Here is a 19,092-nt window from a genome sequence, read left to right as displayed (position 1 = left end):
CCCGACCAATTTCGAGCACACACGAGGACGCAGATCCCATGCTAAAAGTCACCAAAGCAGTCTTTCCGGTCGCGGGTCTCGGCACCCGCTTCCTCCCTGCGACCAAGGCGAGCCCGAAGGAAATGCTGCCCGTCGTCGACAAGCCGCTGATCCAATACGCGGTCGAAGAGGCGATGGCCGCGGGCATCACCGAAATGATCTTCGTGACGGGCCGCAGCAAGCGCGCCATCGAAGACCACTTCGACAAGTCATACGAAATCGAAGCGGAACTCGAAGCGCGCGGCAAAGACAAGCTCCTCGAGCTCGTGCGCAGCATCAAGCCGAGCCATGTCGACTGCTTCTACGTGCGCCAGCCCGAAGCGCTCGGCCTCGGCCACGCCGTGCTGTGCGCCGAGAAGCTCGTCGCCGACAACCCGTTCGCCGTGATCCTCGCGGACGACTTGCTGTACGGCGAGCCGCCCGTGATGCAGCAGATGATCGAGGTGTTCGATCACTATCACAGCTCGGTGATCGGCGTCGAAGAGATCCCGCCCTCGGATACGAAGTCTTACGGGATCGTCGACGGCAAGGAATGGGAAGACGCGATCATCAAGATGTCGGGCATCGTCGAAAAGCCGGCCCCGGAAGTCGCGCCGTCGAACCTGGGCGTGGTCGGCCGCTATGTGCTCAAGCCGCGCATCTTCGATCACCTGCGCGCGATCAAGCCGGGCGCGGGCGGCGAGCTGCAATTGACCGACGCGATCCAGTCGCTGCTCGCCGACGAGCAAGTGCTCGCGTACAAGTATCACGGCACGCGCTTCGATTGCGGCAGCAAGCTCGGTTACTTGAAGGCGACGGTCGAGTTCGCGCTGCGGCATCCAGAAGTCGCGACCGACTTCGCAAACTATCTGCGCACGCGCCAGCCGGTGATGGACAGCTAACTCGCCCGCTGCGCTACCCCGAAGAAAAAAGCCCGCCTGCGTGGCGGGGCTCTTTTTCAAAGCGGCAGGAAACGCCTGAACGCGGCTAGCGCCGGCGCACCAGGATGACGAACGTCCTGTCTTGAGTGGAGCTTTCGACGATCTCGTTGCCCGTCTGCTTCGCGAACGCGGCGAAATCGCGTTGCGAGCCGGGATCGGTCGCGAGGACCTTGAGAATCTGGCCGCTCTCCATGTCGGCGAGCGCTTTTTTCGCGCGCAAGATGGGCAGCGGACAGTTCAATCCGCGCGCATCGACTTCCTTGTGAATTTGCATCGGCAATCGACCTTCGGGATGGGGCGCCGAGCCGCCGATCGCTCATGGATCAACGGACTCGCGCTATACAGAGGGTCAAATTCTACCGCACACGAACGTCCGCCGCCGGACGCCGGGCGCCTGCCCGGGTGCGGCGGCTCCACCACGCCGTCAAGCCGCGCCGTCAAAGCTCGACCGGCAGCCCGGTCGTCAACGCCTCCCGCAGCGCACAGCCGATCCGCGTCGCTTCGAGCGCATCGGCGAGCGTCGCGCCCGACGCCTTGCCGCCCCTTACCGCATCGACGAAGGCCTGCGCTTCGTGCAGGAATGCGTCTTCGAAGCGCTCGAAGAACGTCGGCGTGCATTCGTTGCGCACGCCGTGCTCGTCGTAGATCTCGACGCGGCTCGCGCGCGGAATATGGCCGATCGCAAGCGCGCCTGCCGTGCCGATGACTTCCGTGTGCGTGTCGTTGCCGTGCGCCATCGTCCGCGACGCGAAGAACACGGCGAGCCGCCCGTCCTCGAACTCGCAGACGGCCACACCGTTATCGACGTCGCCGCACGCGCGCAAGCCCTCGTGCAGCGCGATCGTGCCGGCCGCAAACACGCGCTTGGCCCGCGGGTTGCCGAACAGCCAGCGCGTGACGTCGATGTCATGAACCGTGCAGTCGAGAAAGATGCCGCCCGAAGTCGGCGCGAAACGCACGAAGAAGCCGTCGGGGTCGTTCTTGTCGGTGGTCTGCGAGCGGATCATGAACGGCCGGCCGATCGCGCCGCGCTGGATCTTGTCGTACGCGTCGCGATAGCTCGGATCGAAGCGGCGCATGAAGCCGATCGTCGCTTGCAGATGCGGCTGGCGCTTCGCTTCTTCGAGCACGCGCTCGCATTCGGCGAGCTCGAGCGACAGCGGCTTTTCGCAGAACACGTGCTTGCCGGCGCGCAAGGCGGCGACGATCTGGTCGGCGTGCAGCGCCGACGGCGTCACGAGCCACACCGCGTCCACGTCTTGGTCGGCGAGCAACGCTTCGTAGCCGGCGTAGAGGCGCGGCGCGGGCAGCGCCGCTTGCGCCCACGCGCGCTCTTCGTCGACGGGACTGCACGCGGCGACGAGCGCCGCGCCCGGCACGCGAAACGCGAGATTCTGCGCGTGGCGCTTGCCGAGGCGCCCCAGGCCGGCCACGCCGATCTTCACCGGCGCGCGGTTGACAATTTGGGTCATCGATCGCTCTCCCCTCGTCCGTCACGCTTCATTGCCCACGCGCACCGCACGGCCCTCGCGCCACGAGCGCGTCGCGGCCTCGGCAAGCTCGAGCGCTTTCAAGCCGTCGGCGACTGTCGTGCGGACGGGCAAGCCCCGCGTCACCGCTGCGAAAAAATGCGCGATTTCGAGCGCATACGCGGCACGGTAGCGTTCGAGGAAGAAGGCCTCCGGCACGTCGCTCGACACAGCCTTCTTCGAGTACGCGACGACTTCCGTCGGCCGCACGTTGCCCGCCTGCAGCATGCCGTCGCTGCCGAGCACTTCGAAGCGCTGGTCGTAGCCATAGGCGGCGCGCCGCGCGGTGTTGATCTGGCACAGGCGTCCGCGCTTCGTGCGGATCGTCACCGCCGTCGAATCGAGGTCGCCCGCACCGGCGATCGCCGGGTCCGACAGCACGCTGCCCGTCGCGTGCAGCGTCTCGGCTTCGTCGTCGAGAATCCAGCGGAAGATGTCGAAGTCGTGGATCAGCATGTCCTTGAAAATGCCGCCCGAGCGCAAGATGTACTCGACGGGCGGCGCGCCCGGATCGCGGCTCGTGACGATCAGCATCTCCGGCGCGCCGATCTCGCCCGCGTCGATGCGCGCCTTCACGGCGGCGAAAGTCGGGTCGAAGCGGCGCTGAAAACCGATCATGCAGACGACACCCGCGCGCTCCACCGCAGCCGCGCAGCCACGCGCGCGCTCCACCGTCAGATCGACGGGCTTCTCGCAGAACACGTGCTTTTTCTGCGCGGCCGATTGCTCGATCAGATCGGCGTGCGTATCGGTGCTCGAGCAGATGACAGTCGCGCCGACCGACGCGTCGCCCATCGCGCCGTCCACGTCCGCGACCTGCGCGCCGTGCTCGGCCGCGAGCGCGGCGGCCGCCTCGCGGTTCACGTCCACCACGTACTTGAGCTTCACGCCCGGCTGGCGTGCAAGGTTGGCCGCGTGAATGCGGCCGATCCGCCCGGCGCCGAAAACGGCAACGTTGATCGGCATGCCGGATGCTGCATTAGTCATCGTATCCTCCAATGTCTTTCGATTCTTCAACGGTCAATTCCAGCTTGTACGCAAGCGCGACGAAGAGCGCCTGGCACAGGCAGATGGTGCTGGTCAGCGAACGGAACGCGAACGCGCTCCCTTCCTTCACGAATAGTTGCGTAGTGGCGTAACGCGCAAGCGGCGAGAGGCGGCTGTCCGTGATGACGAGCGTCTTCGCCTGATGGTGGTGCGCGACGCGCAGGCAATACTGGGTCTCCTTGCCATAGGGCTCGAAGCTGATCGCGATCACCACGTCGCCCTTTTTCACGCTGCGGATCTGCTCGCGGAACATGCCGCCGAAACCGGAGACGAGGTGCACGCGCTTGGGCGTGTGCTGCAGCGCGTACACGATGTAGCTCGCGACCGGGAACGAGCGCCGCACGCCGACCACGTAGATGTTCTCGGCCTGCTGCAGCATCTTCACGGCGGCGTCGAACGCTTCGTCGTCGAGGTTCTCGTCGAGCTCGTCGAGGCCGCTCTTGCACGCCGCGACGAATTCGCGCGCGACCGAGCCGCCCGAGAGCTGCCCGGGCTTGTCGTCGATCAGCTTGCGGATACGCTGCTTGTAGGTCTGGCCGGACGGGCTCTGCCCCGTGTAAGCCTGCTTGAAGATTTCCTGCAGATCGGAAAAGCCGGAAAAGCCGAAGCGCTGCGCAAAGCGCACCACGGCCGACGGATGCACGCCGCAACTCGCCGCAATGTCGCTCGTGCGGTCGACCATCACGCTCGACCGGTGCTGTTCCAGGTAGGACGCCACGCTTTTCAATTGGCGCGGCAACGTGTCGTAGGAATCGGCGATGCGCTGCATCAATTCGTCGACGCTAGGCAATTCGGCGGTGTTGTCGTCCTGCATGACCAGTTCCTTTCTAAATTGCTGCGGCGCGGCGCGAAGCCAGACGGGACAAGGCTTTGCGCCTCTCGCAACAGCGCGCCCGACGGTGCTGATTATAGGCACGCGCCACGCTGAATTGGAACGCATTTTCCATTTTTATTTGCAATGAAATTTTCTTTGCAATCTCGCGAAAGTTGGCCTAATCTTGCTCGTGAGCGGCAGCAACAAACCGGCACCTGGCGCTCCCCCTCCTTGAGGACATCACCGCCCGCCCCGTGCGGGCGCCGCCTCGACGGCCTCGGGAGATCAATAACGACATAACCTGGATAGGTGGAGACAATGAGACTTTGCACTGGCAAGGCTGCACTTAGGACGTTCGTCGCGGCATGCGCGCTCGCGCTGGGCAGCGGCTTTGCAGCATCGGCCGCTCAGGCCGACCCCGAGGCTCACTTCGTACTGATCAGCCACGCGCCGGATTCGGACTCGTGGTGGAACACGATCAAGAACGCAATCAAGCAGGCGGACGAAGACTTCAACGTCCAGACCGATTACCGCAATCCGCCGAACGGCGACATCGCCGACATGGCGCGCCTCATCGAACAAGCCGCCGCGCGCAATTACGACGGCGTCGCCACGACGATCGCCGATTTCGACGTGCTGAAAGGCTCGATCGCCAAAGTCACCGAAAAGCACATCCCCCTCGTCACGATCAACTCCGGCACCGCGGAGCAAAGCGCGCAACTGGGCGCGATCATGCACATCGGGCAGCCGGAATATGAAGCGGGCAAGGCGGCGGGCGAAAAGGCGAAGGCGGCCGGCATCAAGTCGTTCCTGTGCGTGAACCACTACGCGACGAACCCGGCGTCGTTCGAGCGCTGCCGCGGCTTCGGCGACGCGCTCGGCGTCGACTACAAGGCGTCGACGCTCGACGCCGGCCAGGACCCGACGGGCATCCAGTCCAAGGTCAGTGCCTACCTGCGCAATCACGCGGACACGGGCGCGGTGCTCGCGCTCGGCCCGACGTCGGCGGCACCGACGATCAAGGCGCTGCAGCAGATGGGCCTCGCCGGCAAGATCTGGTTCGCGACGTTCGACTTCGATAACGACATCGCAAAGGCCATCCAGGACGGCACGATCAAGTTCGCGATCGACCAGCAGCCGTATCTGCAAGGGTATCTCGCGGTCGCCGTGCTCGCGATCGCGAAGCACGACCACACGACCGACCCGGCCAAGATCCAAGCCGCGCTCAAGTCGAACCCGAAGTTCAAGGCGCGGCTTGAAACCTACGGTCTCCAGCCGGTGTACGGCGCACGCAATATCAGCTCCGGCCCGGGTTTCATCACGAAGGCCAATATCGACAGGGTGGTCAAGTACGCAGGCCAGTATCGCTAATGTAGTGGAGGAGAAAGCCGGAACGCCCAGGCGGGAGCCAAGCTGCGTTCCGGCAGCATCAGGATCTGCTCTTATCTTTATAGTATTGATTTGCATTCCTACGCTTCACAGCGCCGTGCGGTTAGCCTGACCTGGCCATCCGTCCCGCGTGTCAAGGAGACTTAGATGGGTGTCGTCGATCATTTCCACCTCGGTTCGCGCAAGCACCACGATGCGGCTCAAGAGAGCGCGGCTGCATCTTCAACGGCCGACGAGCGCGTGCGCCGCGAGTCCTGGTTCAAGCATCTGCTGAGCCGCCCCGAGTTTGCCGCGCTTGCGGGCACCGTGATGGTGTTTATCGTCTTTGCCTTGGGCGCGGGCAACTCCGGCATGTTCAACCTCGACGGCATCATGAACTGGTCGCAGGTCGCCGCCTACCTCGGGTTGCTCTCGGTCGGCGCGTGCCTCTTGATGATCGCCGGGGAATTCGACCTGTCGATCGGCTCGATGATCGGCTTTGCCGGCATGATGGTCGCGCTGCCGACCATGTACTTCCACTGGCCGATCGAATTGTCGATCGTCTTCGCGTTCGTCGGCTCGATGGCGCTCGGCGCGCTGAACGGCTATCTCGTGATGCGCACGCGGCTGCCGTCGTTCATCGTCACGCTCGCGTTCCTGTTCATCCTGCGCGGCCTCACGCTCGCGCTGTCGGTCATGTTCGCGGACCGCACGATCATCTCGGGCGTCGGCGACGTTGCCGCGCAGAGCTGGTTTGCGCACGCATTCTTCCAGGGCGTCGCATTCCACGGCGTCTTCAAGTGGCTCGCCCACGTCGGCCTCGTCAAGCTGCTCGACAACGGCGAACCGCTCGTGCCGGGCGTGCCGAAAGTCATCGTCTGGTGGTTCCTGCTCGCCGCGGTCGGCGCGTTCACGCTCGCCAAGACCCGCTTCGGCAACTGGATCTTCGCCGTCGGCGGCGATGCGAACGCCGCGAAGAACGTCGGTGTGCCGGTCAAGCGCGTGAAGATTTCGCTCTTCGTGCTGACCGCGTTCTGCTCCTGCCTCTTCGCAGTGCTGCAAGTGTGCGACATCGGCTCGGCTGCCGCCGACCGCGGTCTGCAGAAGGAATTCGAAGCGATCATCGCGGCGGTGATCGGCGGCTCGCTGCTGACGGGCGGCTACGGGTCGGTGATCGGCGCCTCGTTCGGCGCGCTCATTTTCGGCGTCGTGCAGATCGGCATCACCTACACGAACATCGATTCGGACTGGTTCCGCGTGTTCCTCGGCGTGATGCTGCTGTTCGCCGTGCTCTTCAATCACTATGTGCGCAGCCGCGTGGCCGCGTCCCGCTGAGCGTTTCCGATCGCCTCGATCTGAGAATGAATCGCTGAATTCACTTCACTTTGCATGGGATCAGAGTCAGCGCTAAAGCGCCAACGCTGATCGACACTGGAGTCCATGATGTCCGACACTCAACCATCCCGTGACGACAGCATCCTCGCGCTCGAAAACGTCAGCCGCTACTTCGGCAACGTGATTGCGCTGAAAGACGTCACGCTGCGTCTGAAGCGCGGCGAAGTGCACTGCCTGCTCGGCGACAACGGCGCCGGCAAGTCGACGCTGATCAAGACGCTCGCCGGCGTGCATGCGCCGAGCGAAGGCACCTACCTCGTCGACGGCAAGCCGGTGCATTTCGGCTCGCCGAAAGACGCGCTCGACCTGGGCATCGCCACCGTCTACCAGGACCTCGCGCTCGTGCCGCTGCTCTCGGTGGCGCGCAACTTCTTCATGGGACGCGAGCCGCAGAGAAAGCTCTTCGGCTTCGTCAACGTGATGGATATCGAAACGGCCGCCAGAATCGCACGCGACAAGCTCGCCGAAATGGGCATCAACGTGCGCGATCCGAATCAGCCGATCGGCACGATGTCGGGCGGCGAGCGGCAGTGCCTTGCGATTGCGCGCGCCATTCACTTCGGCGCACGCGTGCTGATTCTCGACGAGCCGACCGCCGCGCTCGGCGTGAAGCAGAGCTTCAACGTGCTCAAGCTGATTCATAAGGCGCGCGCGAAAGGCATTTCGGTGATCTTCATCACGCACAACGTGCACCACGCGTACCCGATCGGCGACTCGTTCACGCTGCTCAACCGCGGCCGCTCGATGGGCACGTACACGAAGGAAACCATCACCAAGGAACAGGTGCTCGACATGATGGCGGGCGGCGCCGAAATGCAAAAGATGATCAGCGAGCTCGAAGGCGCAACGATCTAAAAACCGACTTCCGGGAAATACCATGGCACTCACCACCGACCCCGCCACCGGGCGCTCTGCCGAGCACGCGCCGCAGCCGAGCCGCTTCGCGGCCGGCCGCGAGCGCGACATCATCTGCCTGGGGCGGCTCGCGGTCGACCTCTACGCGCAGCAGGTCGGCTCGCGTCTCGAAGACGTGACGAGCTTCGCGAAGTACCTAGGCGGCTCGTCCGCGAACATCGCGTTCGGCTGTGCGCGGCTCGGCTTGAAATCGGCGATGCTCACGCGCGTCGGCAACGATCACATGGGGCGCTTTCTCACCGAGACGCTCGAACAAGAAGGCTGCGACATCAGCCACACGCGCGTCGACCGCGATCGTCTGACGGCCCTCGTGCTGCTCGGCCTCGAAGACCGCGACACGTTCCCGCTCGTCTTCTATCGCGAGAACTGCGCGGACATGGCCGTCGACGAAGCGGATTTCGACGAAGCGTTCATTGCGTCCTCGAAGGCGCTCTTGATTACGGGCACGCACTTCTCAACGGAACAGGTCAACCGCACGAGCCGCCGCGCGCTCGAGTACGCGCGCCGCAACAACGTGCGCACCGTGCTCGACATCGACTACCGTCCGGTGCTCTGGGGCTTGACGGGCAAAGCCGACGGCGAGACGCGCTTCGTCGCGAACGAGAGCGTGACAGCGCACTTGCAGCGCATCCTGCCGCTTTTCGATCTCGTGATCGGCACCGAAGAGGAGTTCCGCATCGCAGGCGGCAAGCACGAACTGATCCAAGCGCTCGCGATGGTGCGCGCCGTGACGAGCGCGACGCTCGTCGTCAAGCGCGGGCCGCTCGGCTGTTCGATCATCGAAGGCGCGGTGCCCGCCTCGCTCGGCGATGCGCCGATCCACGGCGGCGTAGAGGTCGAAGTGCTGAACGTGCTCGGCGCGGGCGATGCGTTCGCGTCCGGGTTCTTGTCGGGCTGGCTGCGCGACAAGCCGCTCGAAGACTGTGCGCGCGCCGCGAATGCGAGCGGCGCGCTCGTCGTGTCGCGCCACGGCTGCGCGCCCGCGATGCCGGCGCCCGCCGAACTCGACTACTTCCTAAAGGCCGCTGCCGCCGATCCGCAACGCATGCGCCGTCCCGACAAGGACGCGACGCTCGCGCGCCTGCATCGCGTGACGCCCGCCCGCAAGCAGTGGGACGAAGTGCTCGGCTTCGCGTTCGACCATCGCAACCAGTTCTTCGAGCTTGCGCAGCAGACCGGCGCAAGCGAAGCGCGCATCGAGACGCTGAAGGGCCTGTTCGTCGAAGCCGTCGCGCAGACGGAGGCCGGGCTCGGCTTGCAAGGCCGCGTCGGCGTGCTGATCGACGACCGCTACGGCCAGGACGCGCTGAACGCGGCAACCGGACGGGGCTGGTGGATCGGCCGTCCCGTGGAGCTGCCCGGCTCGGTGCCGCTCGAGTTCGACCATGGCCGCTCGATCGGCACGTCGCTCATCAGCTGGCCGCACGAGCACGTGGTCAAGTGCCTCGTCTACTACCATCCGGACGATCCGGTCGAACAGCGGATCGAACAGGAGGCGCAACTGCGCGCGCTCTACGATGCGACGCAGGCGAGCGGCCACGAGCTGCTGCTCGAAGTGATCCCGCCGAAGCGCGCGGATCTGCCCAGCGAACCGGACACCGTGTTCCGCGCGCTCAAGCGGCTCTACAACATCGGCATCTACCCCGAGTGGTGGAAGCTCGCGCCGCTCGACGCGGCGCAATGGCGGGCGATCGATGCGCTGATCGCCGAGCGCGATCCGTATTGCCGCGGCGTGGTGCTGCTCGGCTTGTCGGCGCCCGTCGAGCAATTGATCGAAGGCTTCGCGGCCGCGGCCGCGTCGGCGAGCTGCAAGGGCTTTACCATCGGCCGCACGATCCACCACGAGCCGAGCCGCGCGTGGCTGGCCGGCGAGATCGGCGATGCCGAACTCATCGCGGGCGTGCGCAAGACGTTTGAGACGCTGATTCAGGCTTGGCGGGCGGCCAAACGCGGCTCGACCGCCGCGAAGCCAGCCCATCACAGCGTCCGCCAGGAGGCAGCATGAACGAACCCGCGTTGCACGAAGACGCGGCATCGGGCCAAGCCGCGGGCAGCACCGTTCGCCTGACCGCCGCGCAAGCGCTCGTGCGCTATCTCGCGGCACAGCGCGTCGCCGCCGCGGACGGCGGCGCGCGCTCCGAGCCGCTCTTCGGCGGCGTGTTCGCGATCTTCGGCCACGGCAACGTAGCCGGGATCGGCGAGGCGCTCTACCAGTACCGGCACGAACTGCCGACCTACCGCGCGCACAACGAGCAGGCAATGGCGCACAGCGCGATCGCCTACGCCAAGGCGCATTTCCGCCGTCGGATGATGGCGGTCACGACTTCGATCGGCCCGGGCGCGACGAATCTCGTCACGGCTGCCGCGCTCGCGCATGTCAATCGCCTGCCGGTCCTGCTGCTGCCGGGCGACGTGTTCGTCTCGCGCGCGCCCGATCCGGTGCTGCAGCAAATCGAAGACTTCCACGACGGCGGCGTCTCCGCGAATGACACATTCAAGCCGGTGTCGCGCTACTTCGACCGCATCGTCCATCCCGCGCAACTGTTGAGCGCCCTGCCCCGCGCGCTGCGCGTCCTGACCGACGCCGCGCTGTGCGGCCCCGTCACGCTCGCGATGCCGCAGGACGTGCAGGCGATGGCCTACGACTATCCGAGCGAGTTCTTCGAACCGCGCGTCGTCACGTTCCATGCGAGCGCGCCCGTCGACGAAGAACTCGAAGCGGCGCTCGCGCGCTTGACGCGCGCCAAGCAGCCGATGATCGTCGCGGGCGGCGGCGCGCTCTACAGTCGCGGCGCGACCGATGCGCTGCGCGCATTCGCCGAGAAGCACGGCATCCCGGTCGGCGAGACCCAAGCGGGCAAAGGCGCGCTGCCGTGGGATCATCCGCTCAACGCGGGTGCGATCGGCGTGACGGGCTCGTCGGCGGCGAACGCGCTCGCGCACGAAGCCGACTGCGTGCTCGCCGTCGGCACCCGGCTGCAGGATTTCACGACCGGCTCGAACACGCTCTTCACGCAGGCGGACCTGATCGGCATCAACGCGAACGCGTTCGACGGCCTCAAGGCCCGCGCTCAAACCGTTCAAGCGGATGCACGCCGCGCGCTCGACGCGCTCGGCATGCGCCTTGCTGACTGGAAGGCGAACGCCGAGTGGACCTCGCGCGCGAAATCGCTCGCAAACGAATGGCGCGACACCGTCACGACCCGCACGAACGCGCCGCAGCAAGCGAACGGGCTGCCTTACGACGCCGACGTGATCGGCGCCGTCCAGCGCTCGGCCGAGGGTGCGCTCGCCCAATCGGCCGTCGACGACATCGTCGTGTGCGCTGCCGGCACCCTGCCCGCCGAGCTGCACAAGCTCTGGCGCGCGGGCCGGCCCGGCGCGTATCACGTCGAATACGGGTATTCGTGCATGGGCTACGAGATCGCGGGCGGCCTCGGCGCCAAGCTCGCGCGGCCCGAGCGCGAGGTGATCGTGATGGTCGGCGACGGCAGCTATCTGATGATGAACAGCGAAATCGCGACGTCGGTGATGCTCGGCGCGAAGCTCATCATCGTCGTGCTCGACAACCGCGGCTACGGCTGCATCAACCGTCTGCAGCAGGCCTGCGGCGGCGCGCCGTTCAACAACATGTTCGACGACTGCACGCAGGGCCCGCTCGGCGCGCCGGCGATCGACTTCGCCGCGCATGCGCGCTCGCTCGGCGCGCTCGGCGAACACGTCGCGAACGTCGCCGAGCTGGAAGCGGCGATGAAGCGCGCCCGCGCGGCGGACCGCACCTGCGTCGTCGTGATCGATACGGACGGCGCCCGCACCACCGACGACGGCGGCTGGTGGTGGGAAGTCGCGGTGCCGGAGGTCTCGGCGCGCGAAGCCGTGCGCACGGCGCGCGAAGCCTACGACAAGCAAGTGGCTCAGCGCAGCACGGGCGGCGGTGACCAAAAGGACAACGGTTGACGAAGGATTGAAGCAAAAATTCAAGGATCGCTCGTATGAACCACCCCCACGCTCACATTCGTTCGCTGCCCCCCAAGGGGGCCGATGCCTCCCTTGGGGCGGCCCGGCGGGAGGCATCATGAACGCATTCGAAGTACGCATCGGCATCAATCCGCTGTCGTGGATGAACGACGACCTGCCCTCGCTCGGCGGCGAGACGCCGCTCGAAGTCGCGCTGACCGAAGGCCGCCAGATCGGCTATCAGGGCTTCGAGCTCGGCAACAAATTCCCGCGCGAGCCGGAGGCGCTGAAGGCGCTGTTCAAGCAATACGACTTGTCGCTCGTCTCCGGCTGGTACTCGGGGCGCCTCGCGCGCCGCAGCGCCGAGGAGGAAATCGAAGCGGTCGGCCCGCATCTCGAGCTGCTCGCGAAGAACGGCGCGACGGTGATGGTCTACGGCGAAGTCGAAAATTCGATCCAGGGTTCCCCGCTGCCGCTCTATCAGCGCCCGCGTTTTATCACGGACGCGCAATGGGACGCCTACGCCGAGCGCCTCGAAAAATTCGCGCGCTATACGCTTAGCCAGGGCGTGCGCGTCGCCTATCATCATCATATGGGCGCCTATGTCGAGACGGCCGACGACGTCGACCGCCTGATGGCGCGCACGAGCGATGCGGTCGGCCTCTTGTTCGACGCCGGGCACATCACGTTTGCGGGCGGCGCGCCGCTCGACATGCTCGACAAGCACATCGCGCGCGTGTGCCACGTGCATTGCAAGGACGTGCGGCCCGCGGTCATCAAGCTCGCGCGCAACCGCAACTGGAGCTTTCTCGACGCGGTCGTCGCCGGCGCATTCACGGTGCCGGGCGACGGCGCGGTGAATTTTCCGGCGATCATCGACAAGCTGAAACGGCACGGCTATCGCGGCTGGCTCGTCGTCGAGGCCGAGCAGGACCCGGTGATCGCGCGCAGTTACGAATACGCGCAAAAGGGCTATCGGACGCTGCGCGCGCTGGTCGATGCGCCGTTCGATGCCGGCAAGGAGGCAGCATGATGAACCACCCCCACGCTCACTTTCGTGCGCTGCCCCCCGAGGGGGCGGTTGCCTCCCTCGGGGCGGCCCAGCGGGAGGCAACATGAGCCTATTAGTCAAAGCCCAGCGCGAAGGTCAGACGATCGCGCGCGTGACGCCGGAATCGGCGATGTGGAGGTACGTCGGGTTCGCCGCGTACCGGCTCGAAAAGGACGAGGTGCTGTACGTCTACGAGGGCAAGCGCGAAGCGTGCATCGTCGTGCTCACGGGCGCGGTCTCGGTCGACGCCGGCGACCAAAAATGGACGAGCCTCGGCTCGCGCGACAGCGTCTTCGAAGACTCGGCGCCTTACGCCCTCTATCTGCCGCCGAACGTGCGCACCACGGTTCGCGCAGAGCGCGCCGCCGAAATCGGCGTGGCGACCGCGCCGGCCGAAGGTCGCTATCCGGTGCGCCTGATCGAGCCCGCGCAGATGCAGCGGTCGGTGCGCGGCAAGAGCCTGAACACGCGCTACGTCTGCGACATCCTTCCGCAGACCGAGCCGGCCGAATCGCTGCTCGTCGTCGAAGTGCGGACGCCGGGCGGGCACGCTTCGAGCTATCCGCCGCACAAGCACGACACCGACAACGTGCCGCTCGAAAGCTCGCTCGAGGAGACTTACTACCACCGCCTCAATCCGCCGCAAGGGTTCGCGTTCCAGCGCGTCTATACGGACCTGCGCGACATCGACGAATCGATGGCCGTCGAGGACCACGACGTCGTGATGGTGCCGCGCGGCTACCACCCGGTGGTCGTGCCCTATGGATACGACTCGTACTACCTCAACGTGATGGCCGGGCGCGAGCGCGTCTGGCACTTCAAGAACGATCCGGCGCACGAGTGGATCATCGAGAAGCCGCCCACCTGATTCCAACCATCAGCACAATCCGAGACTTCTGGCCCGATGCATTGCATCGGGCTTTTTTGTCGCACGTCCTTAAGTTCTTTCGAGATAAAGCCGCCTATGGCTTTTCGTAGCCCGCCGCAATTCGCGGCCTCTCGCACCGCGGCGCCCGCAAGCCCCGCGCGCCCGCTCACGTCATTTTGGAAAACGCTGCCGGTCGATATGAAACAGACACTCGTCACGCACACGATGATCGTGCCCCGATACGTGACGCGCTTCGCCTGCGTTGGGCCGCAATGCCCCGCCAGCTGCTGCGCCGGTTGGCGCGTCACGGTCGATAAGCCCGCGTTCTTGCGCTACAAAGCGACGCCGGATCCGGATCTCGCGCCGCGCTTCAAGATTTTTCTCCAGCGCAACCGCCACGCGCGCGGCGCGCACGACTACGGCACCCTCAAGCAGCATGACGACGACGGCCGTTGCGGCATGCAGGATGCGAGCGGCTTGTGCCAGGTCCAGATGAAGCTCGGAGAAGAGGCGCTCAGCAATACCTGCCACGCCTATCCGCGCACCACGCAGCGCTTTGCGGGCCAGTACGAGCAGGTTCTCACGCTGTCGTGCCCGGAGGCCGCACGGCTTGCGCTGCTCCGCGACGACGCGTTCGACTTCGAGGCCCATGCCCTTCCGGCACGCGCCGCAACCCTGGCCGACAAATCGTTCGGCGCCCTTTCCGACAATGCGCTATTTGCGGCGCGCGCCTGGACGATGCAACTGCTGCGCGTGAAGGAACTCGATCTCGCCGACCGCCTTGCGGTGCTCGGCCTGCTGTGCGATCAGCTCGAAACGCTCATGCGCGAGCAACGGCTCGGTCAAGTGCCCGTCCTGCTCGATCAGCTGACCGCGCTCGTGCAAAGTGGAGACATCCTCTCGGGCCTTTCCGGTCTGCCGCGCAACGATCGACGGCAAGCCGAACTCTTTGCCGTCATGCTTTGCAAATGGCGGCCGCAGCAGAAGCGCGGGCGTCTCGCCGCCGTGTTCGAGCGCGTCGCAGCCGGGCTCGGCGCAAACGAGCAAGGCCAGGCGGCGCTCGATACGATCGTCGAGCGCTATCGCGCAGGCCGTGCGCTTCTCGATCGGACCGAGCACTACGACGCGATCCTCACGCGTTTCCTGCTCAACGAGACGATACGGGACACGTTCCCGTGGGGCTCCGGCTCGCCGCTCCTGCAGCATCGGCGCTGGGTGGTCGTGTTCGGCATCGTGCGCGGCATGCTCGCCGCCTGTGCGAACGCCGTGGACCGGCCGCTGCACGACGACGAAATCGTCGACGGCGTGTGGGCTTTTTGCCGGGCGTTCCAGCATCAGTCGCAGTTTGCTCAGAACGTCGAGCAGACGCTGCAGCAATGCCATTGGGATTCCTTGCCGCGCCTCTTGGCGGTGCTGAAGTAAGCTCAGGCGATTCAGCCCGGCGCGAGCCAGGCGTCGACCGTCGCGCGATCGAGCTCGTCGAAGCGACCTTCGCAGACGATTCGCCCGCCCCCGATCACCGCCGCCCGTGTCGCCAGATCTCGCGCGAACTGCATCCGTTGCTCGATGAGCAGGATCGCGACGCCTTGCTCGCTCAGTTGCCGCAAGCACGCGCCGACTCGTTCGACCGCCTGGGGCGCAAGCCCCTCGGCCGGCTCGTCGACGATCAGAAACCGCGGCTCGCCCATCAGCGCACGCGCGAGCGCGAGCATCTGCTGCTCGCCGCCCGACAGCGCCCCGGCCTCGGCGGATCGGCGCGCCGCGAGGATCGGAAACAGCGCGAACGCGTCGGCGGCCTCGAAACGGGGCGCCCGCCGCCGCGTGCCCGGCATCACGCCGAGCTGCAGATTCTCTTCGACGGTCAGCGCCGGAAATACGTCGCGCTGTTCGGCCACGTAGGCGATGCCCCGGCGCGCGATTTCGAACGTGCGCAGCCCGCCGAGCTCGTGGCCCGCAAACCGGATCGTGCCGCTCGCGCGCACCAGCCCGACGATCGCCTTCGCCAGCGTCGAGCGGCCCGACGCATTGCGTCCGACAAGCGCGACGATTTCGCCCGCGTCCACTTGCAGATCGACGCCGAACAGCACCTGGCTCGCGCCGTACCACGCGTCGAGATGGCGGATTTCGACGAGCGCGCTCATCGTGCCTCTTGAGGCCCGAGATACGCCTCGCGCACCGCGGCATCGGCGCGAATGGCATCGGGCGTGCCCGTCGCGATGATCCGGCCGCGCACGAGCACCGAAATGCGGTCGGCCAGACCGAAGACGGCCTCCATGTCGTGCTCCACCATCAGCAGCGTCTTGCCGGCCGTCGTCGCGCGAATCAGCGCCAGCGCTTCGCGCGCTTCGTCGCGGCTCATGCCCGCGGTCGGCTCGTCGAGCAGCAGCGTGTGCGCGCCGCTCGCGAGCGCCATCCCGAGATCGAGCGCGCGCTGCTGCGCGTAGCTCAGCGCGCCCGCCGGCGTGTGTCCGCAGGCGCTCAGGCCGATCGCGTCGAGTACGGCGCGTGCGCGCTCGTCGAGCGCGCGCGAGCCGGCAAGGAGATTGCGCCAGCGCTTGCCGCGCGGCTCCCCGCTCAGCGCCGCGCAACGCAGATTGTCGAAGGCCGTGAGACGCGGGAATACGCTCGTCGTCTGAAAACTGCGCGCGAGCCCGCGGCGGCTGATCGCGTACGGCGCGCGGCCCGTGATGTCCGCGCCGTTCAGCACGATGCGCCCGGCGGAAGGCGAAAGCACCCCGGCGACCAGATTGAAAAGCGTCGACTTGCCCGCGCCGTTGGGACCGATCAACGCATGGCGCTCGCCGGTTTCGATCGAGAGATCGACGCCGCAAACCACTTGCGTCGCGCCGAAGTGCTTCTCGACGCCGAAAAGGACCAGGGCGTGCGTCATCGCTCGGCCTTAGCGCCGCCTCCGCTTGGATCGTCCGCCGCGCTCGTGTGAGCGGCATGGCTTGCGGCGCTTGTGCCGTTCGCCTGCGCCGCATGTCGAGCGTCCCGCGCCCCGCTGCGTCGCGCGGCATGCAGCGCGATCCAGCCGATGCCGGCCATTGCGAGCACCGCGCACCACAATCGCGGCGACGCCGCCTGCAACGCCAGCGCGCCGACGCGAAACACTCCGCCCGTATCCGGCGCGAACTGCCACGCGTAAAGCGCTTCCACTGCCAACACCAGCGCCGCCATCCAGGCCGCGCCCGCCACGGCGCTTAGCCACCACGCCCGCAAGCAAGCACGCCATCCGAAGCGTTCAACCCGCGCGGCGCCGCGCACCGCCAAACCCGCGAGCCCGTCCGGCGCCGCGATCACCACGACGACGAACAGCAGACCGAGATAGAACTGCCACGCGCGCGTCATGCTGGCGAGCGCGACGCTGAAAAACGTGAGCGTCACGGCGCCGAGCACCGGCCCGAAGAACACGCCGCTGCCGCCGATCACGGTGGCGATCAGCACCGCTCCCGAGCGCGCCATCCCGACGCCTTCGGCCGAAGCCAGCTCGATATTGACGAGCGCGAGCGACCCTGCCACGCCCGCAAAAAAAGCCGACAGCACAACCATGGCGTATCGAATGCGCCGCGGATCGGTGCCGAGCGCCGCGACGCGCGCGGGGTTGTCGCGCACCGCATTGGCGAGCCGCACGAGCGGCGTGCGCGACAGCGCGAACATCGCGACGCACGCGAGCACGCACCACGCCGCGATCACCCCATATGCCTCACGCGCCGGTCCGAAGCTCCACGCGCCCCAGTGCGGGCCGGCGGCGCGGTCGATCGGCACCCCTGCTGCGCCGCCGAACCAGTCGGGCAGCGTCCAGGCGGCCGCCGCGGCGAGTTCGCCGATGCCGAGCGTGATCATCGCAAACGCCGTGCCCGCGCGCCGCGTCGCGACATAACCGAATACGACGCCAAGGAGCGCACCCGCGATTGCGCCGGCAAGCGGCAGATACGGCAACGCAAAATCGAAGCGATTGAAGAGTTGCGCGGCGACGAAAGCAGCCAGCCCCGCGTAGGCCGCATGACCGAACGAAAGCAGTCCCGTCTCGCCGAGCAGCAGATTGTACGAGAGCGCGAAGACGATCATCGTCGCGGTCTGAGCGAGAAACGCGAGCAGCCAGCTTTCGCGGGACACCAGCGCCGGCACGGCGAGAAACGCGAGCAAAGCGATCCATGGCAACGCGTTTTGCCAGCTTACGGTTCGCGCGGGCGTGACGGGCGCGCTCGTCCGCCGTTGCCGCGGCTCCTGGTTCGGCGCGTCACGCATCGCCGCTGCGCTGCCCAGAGAGCCCGCGCGGCCGCACGGCGAGCATCGCGACGAGCAGGCCATACGGCACGAGCGGCGCAAGCTGCGCCACCGTGAGCCCGGCCCACTCCGGCGGCAGCGACGCCCCCGCGACCGCGGCAAGCGACCCAAGTGACGCGCTGCTGCCGACCGCAAACGTCTGCAGACAGCCGACGATGAGCGATGCCGCCAGCGCCCCGCCGAGCGACCCCAGTCCGCCGATCACCACCACGACGAACACCACCGACCCGATCGATTCCGCCATCGCCGGCTCGATGACGAAGAGCGGCGCGCCGATCACGCCGGCCGCGGCGGCGAGCGCCGTGCCGATCGCGAAGACCAGCGTGAACACGCGCGGCACGTTGTGGCCGAGCGCTTCGACGGCATGCGGATGCGCAAGCGCCGCGCGCACGACGAGCCCGGTCTTCGAGACGCGCAGCACCGCATACAACACGGCCAGCATCGCGACGGACACGCCCATCATGAACGCTCGATACCGCGAAATCGCAGCGCCGTACACGGTGAAAAAGGTGCCGTCGAGCGCGGCAGGCACGTTCGCCGACAACGCGCTCAAGCCCCAAACGAGCTTGACGGCCTCGGCAAGCAGATAAGCGGCGCCGAACGTCAGCAGCAGTTCATTGAGCGGCCCATGCGGACGCACGCGCCTCAAGAGCCACCGCTCGAGCGCCGCGCCCGCGAGCCCGACGACGAGCGGCGCCACCACGAGCGCCGCCCAGAAGCCCGCATACGCCGCGACCGAATAGCCGACGTACGCGCCGAGCATGTAGAAACTCGCGTGGGCGAAGTTGAGCACGCCGAGCATGCTGAAGATCAGCGTGAGCCCGGCCGACAGCATGAACAGCAGCATGCCGTAGCTGATGCCGTTCAGCGCCCCGATAACGAACGACTGCACGTGCTGC

The 19,092-nt window shown here is 66.6% G+C and carries 17 protein-coding genes; 9 read left to right on the top strand and 8 right to left on the bottom strand.

What is annotated here, in order from left to right; translation table 11 throughout:
- The first annotated feature begins 38 nt into the window (after positions 1-38).
- Positions 39-920 carry a UTP--glucose-1-phosphate uridylyltransferase GalU gene (galU, locus tag J3489_RS16670; RefSeq protein ID WP_206999780.1) on the top strand — a complete coding sequence of 294 codons (882 nt, stop codon included), beginning with the start codon at positions 39-41 and terminating at the stop codon, positions 918-920.
- 85 nt (positions 921-1,005) lie between these two features.
- On the opposite strand, the gene J3489_RS16665 is transcribed toward galU, so the two are convergent.
- The 4 genes from J3489_RS16665 to J3489_RS16650 all read right to left on the bottom strand — a co-directional run bounded on the left by J3489_RS16665 (position 1,006) and on the right by J3489_RS16650 (position 4,349).
- A complete protein-coding gene (locus J3489_RS16665; RefSeq protein WP_206999778.1) occupies positions 1,006-1,233 on the bottom strand; it encodes a sulfurtransferase TusA family protein in 228 nt (75 codons plus the stop codon).
- A gap of 163 nt (positions 1,234-1,396) precedes the next feature.
- Positions 1,397-2,431, bottom strand: coding sequence for a Gfo/Idh/MocA family oxidoreductase (locus J3489_RS16660; protein WP_206999777.1), 1,035 nt, complete (start codon positions 2,429-2,431; stop codon positions 1,397-1,399).
- Between the two features lie 21 nt (positions 2,432-2,452).
- Entirely contained in the window at positions 2,453-3,475 is a 1,023-nt protein-coding gene (iolG, locus tag J3489_RS16655; RefSeq protein ID WP_206999775.1) for an inositol 2-dehydrogenase, read from the bottom strand.
- Complete coding sequence (locus tag J3489_RS16650; protein WP_206999774.1) at positions 3,468-4,349, bottom strand: MurR/RpiR family transcriptional regulator; 882 nt, start codon at positions 4,347-4,349, stop codon at positions 3,468-3,470. Before J3489_RS16650 ends, iolG begins: the two co-directional genes overlap by 8 nt.
- A 318-nt stretch (positions 4,350-4,667) precedes the next feature.
- Here J3489_RS16650 and J3489_RS16645 point away from each other — a divergent pair, with 318 nt between their 5' ends.
- The 8 genes from J3489_RS16645 to fliB all read left to right on the top strand — a co-directional run bounded on the left by J3489_RS16645 (position 4,668) and on the right by fliB (position 15,325).
- Entirely contained in the window at positions 4,668-5,720 is a 1,053-nt protein-coding gene (locus J3489_RS16645) for a sugar ABC transporter substrate-binding protein (protein ID WP_206999772.1), read from the top strand.
- Positions 5,721-5,885: 165 nt separating this feature from the next.
- On the top strand, positions 5,886-7,052 hold the full coding sequence (locus J3489_RS16640; protein ID WP_206999770.1) for an ABC transporter permease: 1,167 nt from the start codon (positions 5,886-5,888) through the stop codon (positions 7,050-7,052).
- Between the two features lie 108 nt (positions 7,053-7,160).
- Positions 7,161-7,967: an ATP-binding cassette domain-containing protein gene (locus J3489_RS16635; RefSeq protein ID WP_206999769.1), complete on the top strand. Its 807-nt coding sequence runs from the start codon at positions 7,161-7,163 to the stop codon at positions 7,965-7,967.
- A gap of 22 nt (positions 7,968-7,989) precedes the next feature.
- Positions 7,990-10,032: a bifunctional 5-dehydro-2-deoxygluconokinase/5-dehydro-2-deoxyphosphogluconate aldolase gene (locus J3489_RS16630; RefSeq protein WP_206999767.1), complete on the top strand. Its 2,043-nt coding sequence runs from the start codon at positions 7,990-7,992 to the stop codon at positions 10,030-10,032.
- The gene (iolD, locus tag J3489_RS16625; RefSeq protein ID WP_206999765.1) at positions 10,029-11,984 is read left to right on the top strand and encodes a 3D-(3,5/4)-trihydroxycyclohexane-1,2-dione acylhydrolase (decyclizing); all 1,956 of its coding nucleotides are present in this window, start codon (positions 10,029-10,031) and stop codon (positions 11,982-11,984) included. Before J3489_RS16630 ends, iolD begins: the two co-directional genes overlap by 4 nt.
- 118 nt (positions 11,985-12,102) lie before the next feature.
- Positions 12,103-13,017: a myo-inosose-2 dehydratase gene (iolE, locus tag J3489_RS16620; protein WP_206999764.1), complete on the top strand. Its 915-nt coding sequence runs from the start codon at positions 12,103-12,105 to the stop codon at positions 13,015-13,017.
- An 82-nt stretch (positions 13,018-13,099) separates the two neighbouring features.
- Complete coding sequence (iolB, locus tag J3489_RS16615; protein WP_206999763.1) at positions 13,100-13,903, top strand: 5-deoxy-glucuronate isomerase; 804 nt, start codon at positions 13,100-13,102, stop codon at positions 13,901-13,903.
- Positions 13,904-14,101: 198 nt separating this feature from the next.
- Complete coding sequence (gene fliB / locus J3489_RS16610) at positions 14,102-15,325, top strand: flagellin lysine-N-methylase (protein WP_206999762.1); 1,224 nt, start codon at positions 14,102-14,104, stop codon at positions 15,323-15,325.
- Between the two features lie 11 nt (positions 15,326-15,336).
- Here the strand turns inward: fliB and J3489_RS16605 are convergent, their stop codons facing one another.
- The 4 genes from J3489_RS16605 to J3489_RS16590 are packed head-to-tail and all read right to left on the bottom strand — an operon-like array spanning position 15,337 to position 19,085.
- On the bottom strand, positions 15,337-16,044 hold the full coding sequence (locus J3489_RS16605) for an ABC transporter ATP-binding protein (protein ID WP_206999761.1): 708 nt from the start codon (positions 16,042-16,044) through the stop codon (positions 15,337-15,339).
- A complete protein-coding gene (locus J3489_RS16600; protein WP_206999760.1) occupies positions 16,041-16,793 on the bottom strand; it encodes an ABC transporter ATP-binding protein in 753 nt (250 codons plus the stop codon). Before J3489_RS16600 ends, J3489_RS16605 begins: the two co-directional genes overlap by 4 nt.
- Positions 16,790-18,154 carry a branched-chain amino acid ABC transporter permease gene (locus J3489_RS16595; RefSeq protein ID WP_242540064.1) on the bottom strand — a complete coding sequence of 455 codons (1,365 nt, stop codon included), beginning with the start codon at positions 18,152-18,154 and terminating at the stop codon, positions 16,790-16,792. Before J3489_RS16595 ends, J3489_RS16600 begins: the two co-directional genes overlap by 4 nt.
- Complete coding sequence (locus J3489_RS16590) at positions 18,147-19,085, bottom strand: branched-chain amino acid ABC transporter permease (RefSeq protein WP_206999756.1); 939 nt, start codon at positions 19,083-19,085, stop codon at positions 18,147-18,149. The genes J3489_RS16595 and J3489_RS16590 overlap by 8 nt, the downstream gene beginning before the upstream one ends.
- Positions 19,086-19,092 lie beyond the last annotated feature (7 nt).

Origin of the sequence: Trinickia mobilis, assembly GCF_017315705.1 — a bacterium.
Classification (GTDB): domain Bacteria; phylum Pseudomonadota; class Gammaproteobacteria; order Burkholderiales; family Burkholderiaceae; genus Trinickia_A; species Trinickia_A mobilis.
The sequence above is the reverse complement of the archived record's forward strand: the minus strand, read 5'-3'. Positions and strand labels throughout refer to the sequence as shown.

Bases quoted from the DNA above. Each gene is read 5' to 3' on its own strand.
- galU (WP_206999780.1), top strand. From the start codon at position 39: ATGCTAAAAGTCACCAAAGCAGTCTTTCCGGTCGCGGGTCTCGGCACC.
- J3489_RS16665 (WP_206999778.1), bottom strand. From the start codon at position 1,233: ATGCAAATTCACAAGGAAGTCGATGCGCGCGGATTGAACTGTCCGCTG.
- J3489_RS16660 (WP_206999777.1), bottom strand. From the start codon at position 2,431: ATGACCCAAATTGTCAACCGCGCGCCGGTGAAGATCGGCGTGGCCGGC.
- iolG (WP_206999775.1), bottom strand. From the start codon at position 3,475: ATGACTAATGCAGCATCCGGCATGCCGATCAACGTTGCCGTTTTCGGC.
- J3489_RS16650 (WP_206999774.1), bottom strand. From the start codon at position 4,349: ATGCAGGACGACAACACCGCCGAATTGCCTAGCGTCGACGAATTGATG.
- J3489_RS16645 (WP_206999772.1), top strand. From the start codon at position 4,668: ATGAGACTTTGCACTGGCAAGGCTGCACTTAGGACGTTCGTCGCGGCA.
- J3489_RS16640 (WP_206999770.1), top strand. From the start codon at position 5,886: ATGGGTGTCGTCGATCATTTCCACCTCGGTTCGCGCAAGCACCACGAT.
- J3489_RS16635 (WP_206999769.1), top strand. From the start codon at position 7,161: ATGTCCGACACTCAACCATCCCGTGACGACAGCATCCTCGCGCTCGAA.
- J3489_RS16630 (WP_206999767.1), top strand. From the start codon at position 7,990: ATGGCACTCACCACCGACCCCGCCACCGGGCGCTCTGCCGAGCACGCG.
- iolD (WP_206999765.1), top strand. From the start codon at position 10,029: ATGAACGAACCCGCGTTGCACGAAGACGCGGCATCGGGCCAAGCCGCG.
- iolE (WP_206999764.1), top strand. From the start codon at position 12,103: ATGAACGCATTCGAAGTACGCATCGGCATCAATCCGCTGTCGTGGATG.
- iolB (WP_206999763.1), top strand. From the start codon at position 13,100: ATGAGCCTATTAGTCAAAGCCCAGCGCGAAGGTCAGACGATCGCGCGC.
- fliB (WP_206999762.1), top strand. From the start codon at position 14,102: ATGAAACAGACACTCGTCACGCACACGATGATCGTGCCCCGATACGTG.
- J3489_RS16605 (WP_206999761.1), bottom strand. From the start codon at position 16,044: ATGAGCGCGCTCGTCGAAATCCGCCATCTCGACGCGTGGTACGGCGCG.
- J3489_RS16600 (WP_206999760.1), bottom strand. From the start codon at position 16,793: ATGACGCACGCCCTGGTCCTTTTCGGCGTCGAGAAGCACTTCGGCGCG.
- J3489_RS16595 (WP_242540064.1), bottom strand. From the start codon at position 18,154: ATGCGTGACGCGCCGAACCAGGAGCCGCGGCAACGGCGGACGAGCGCG.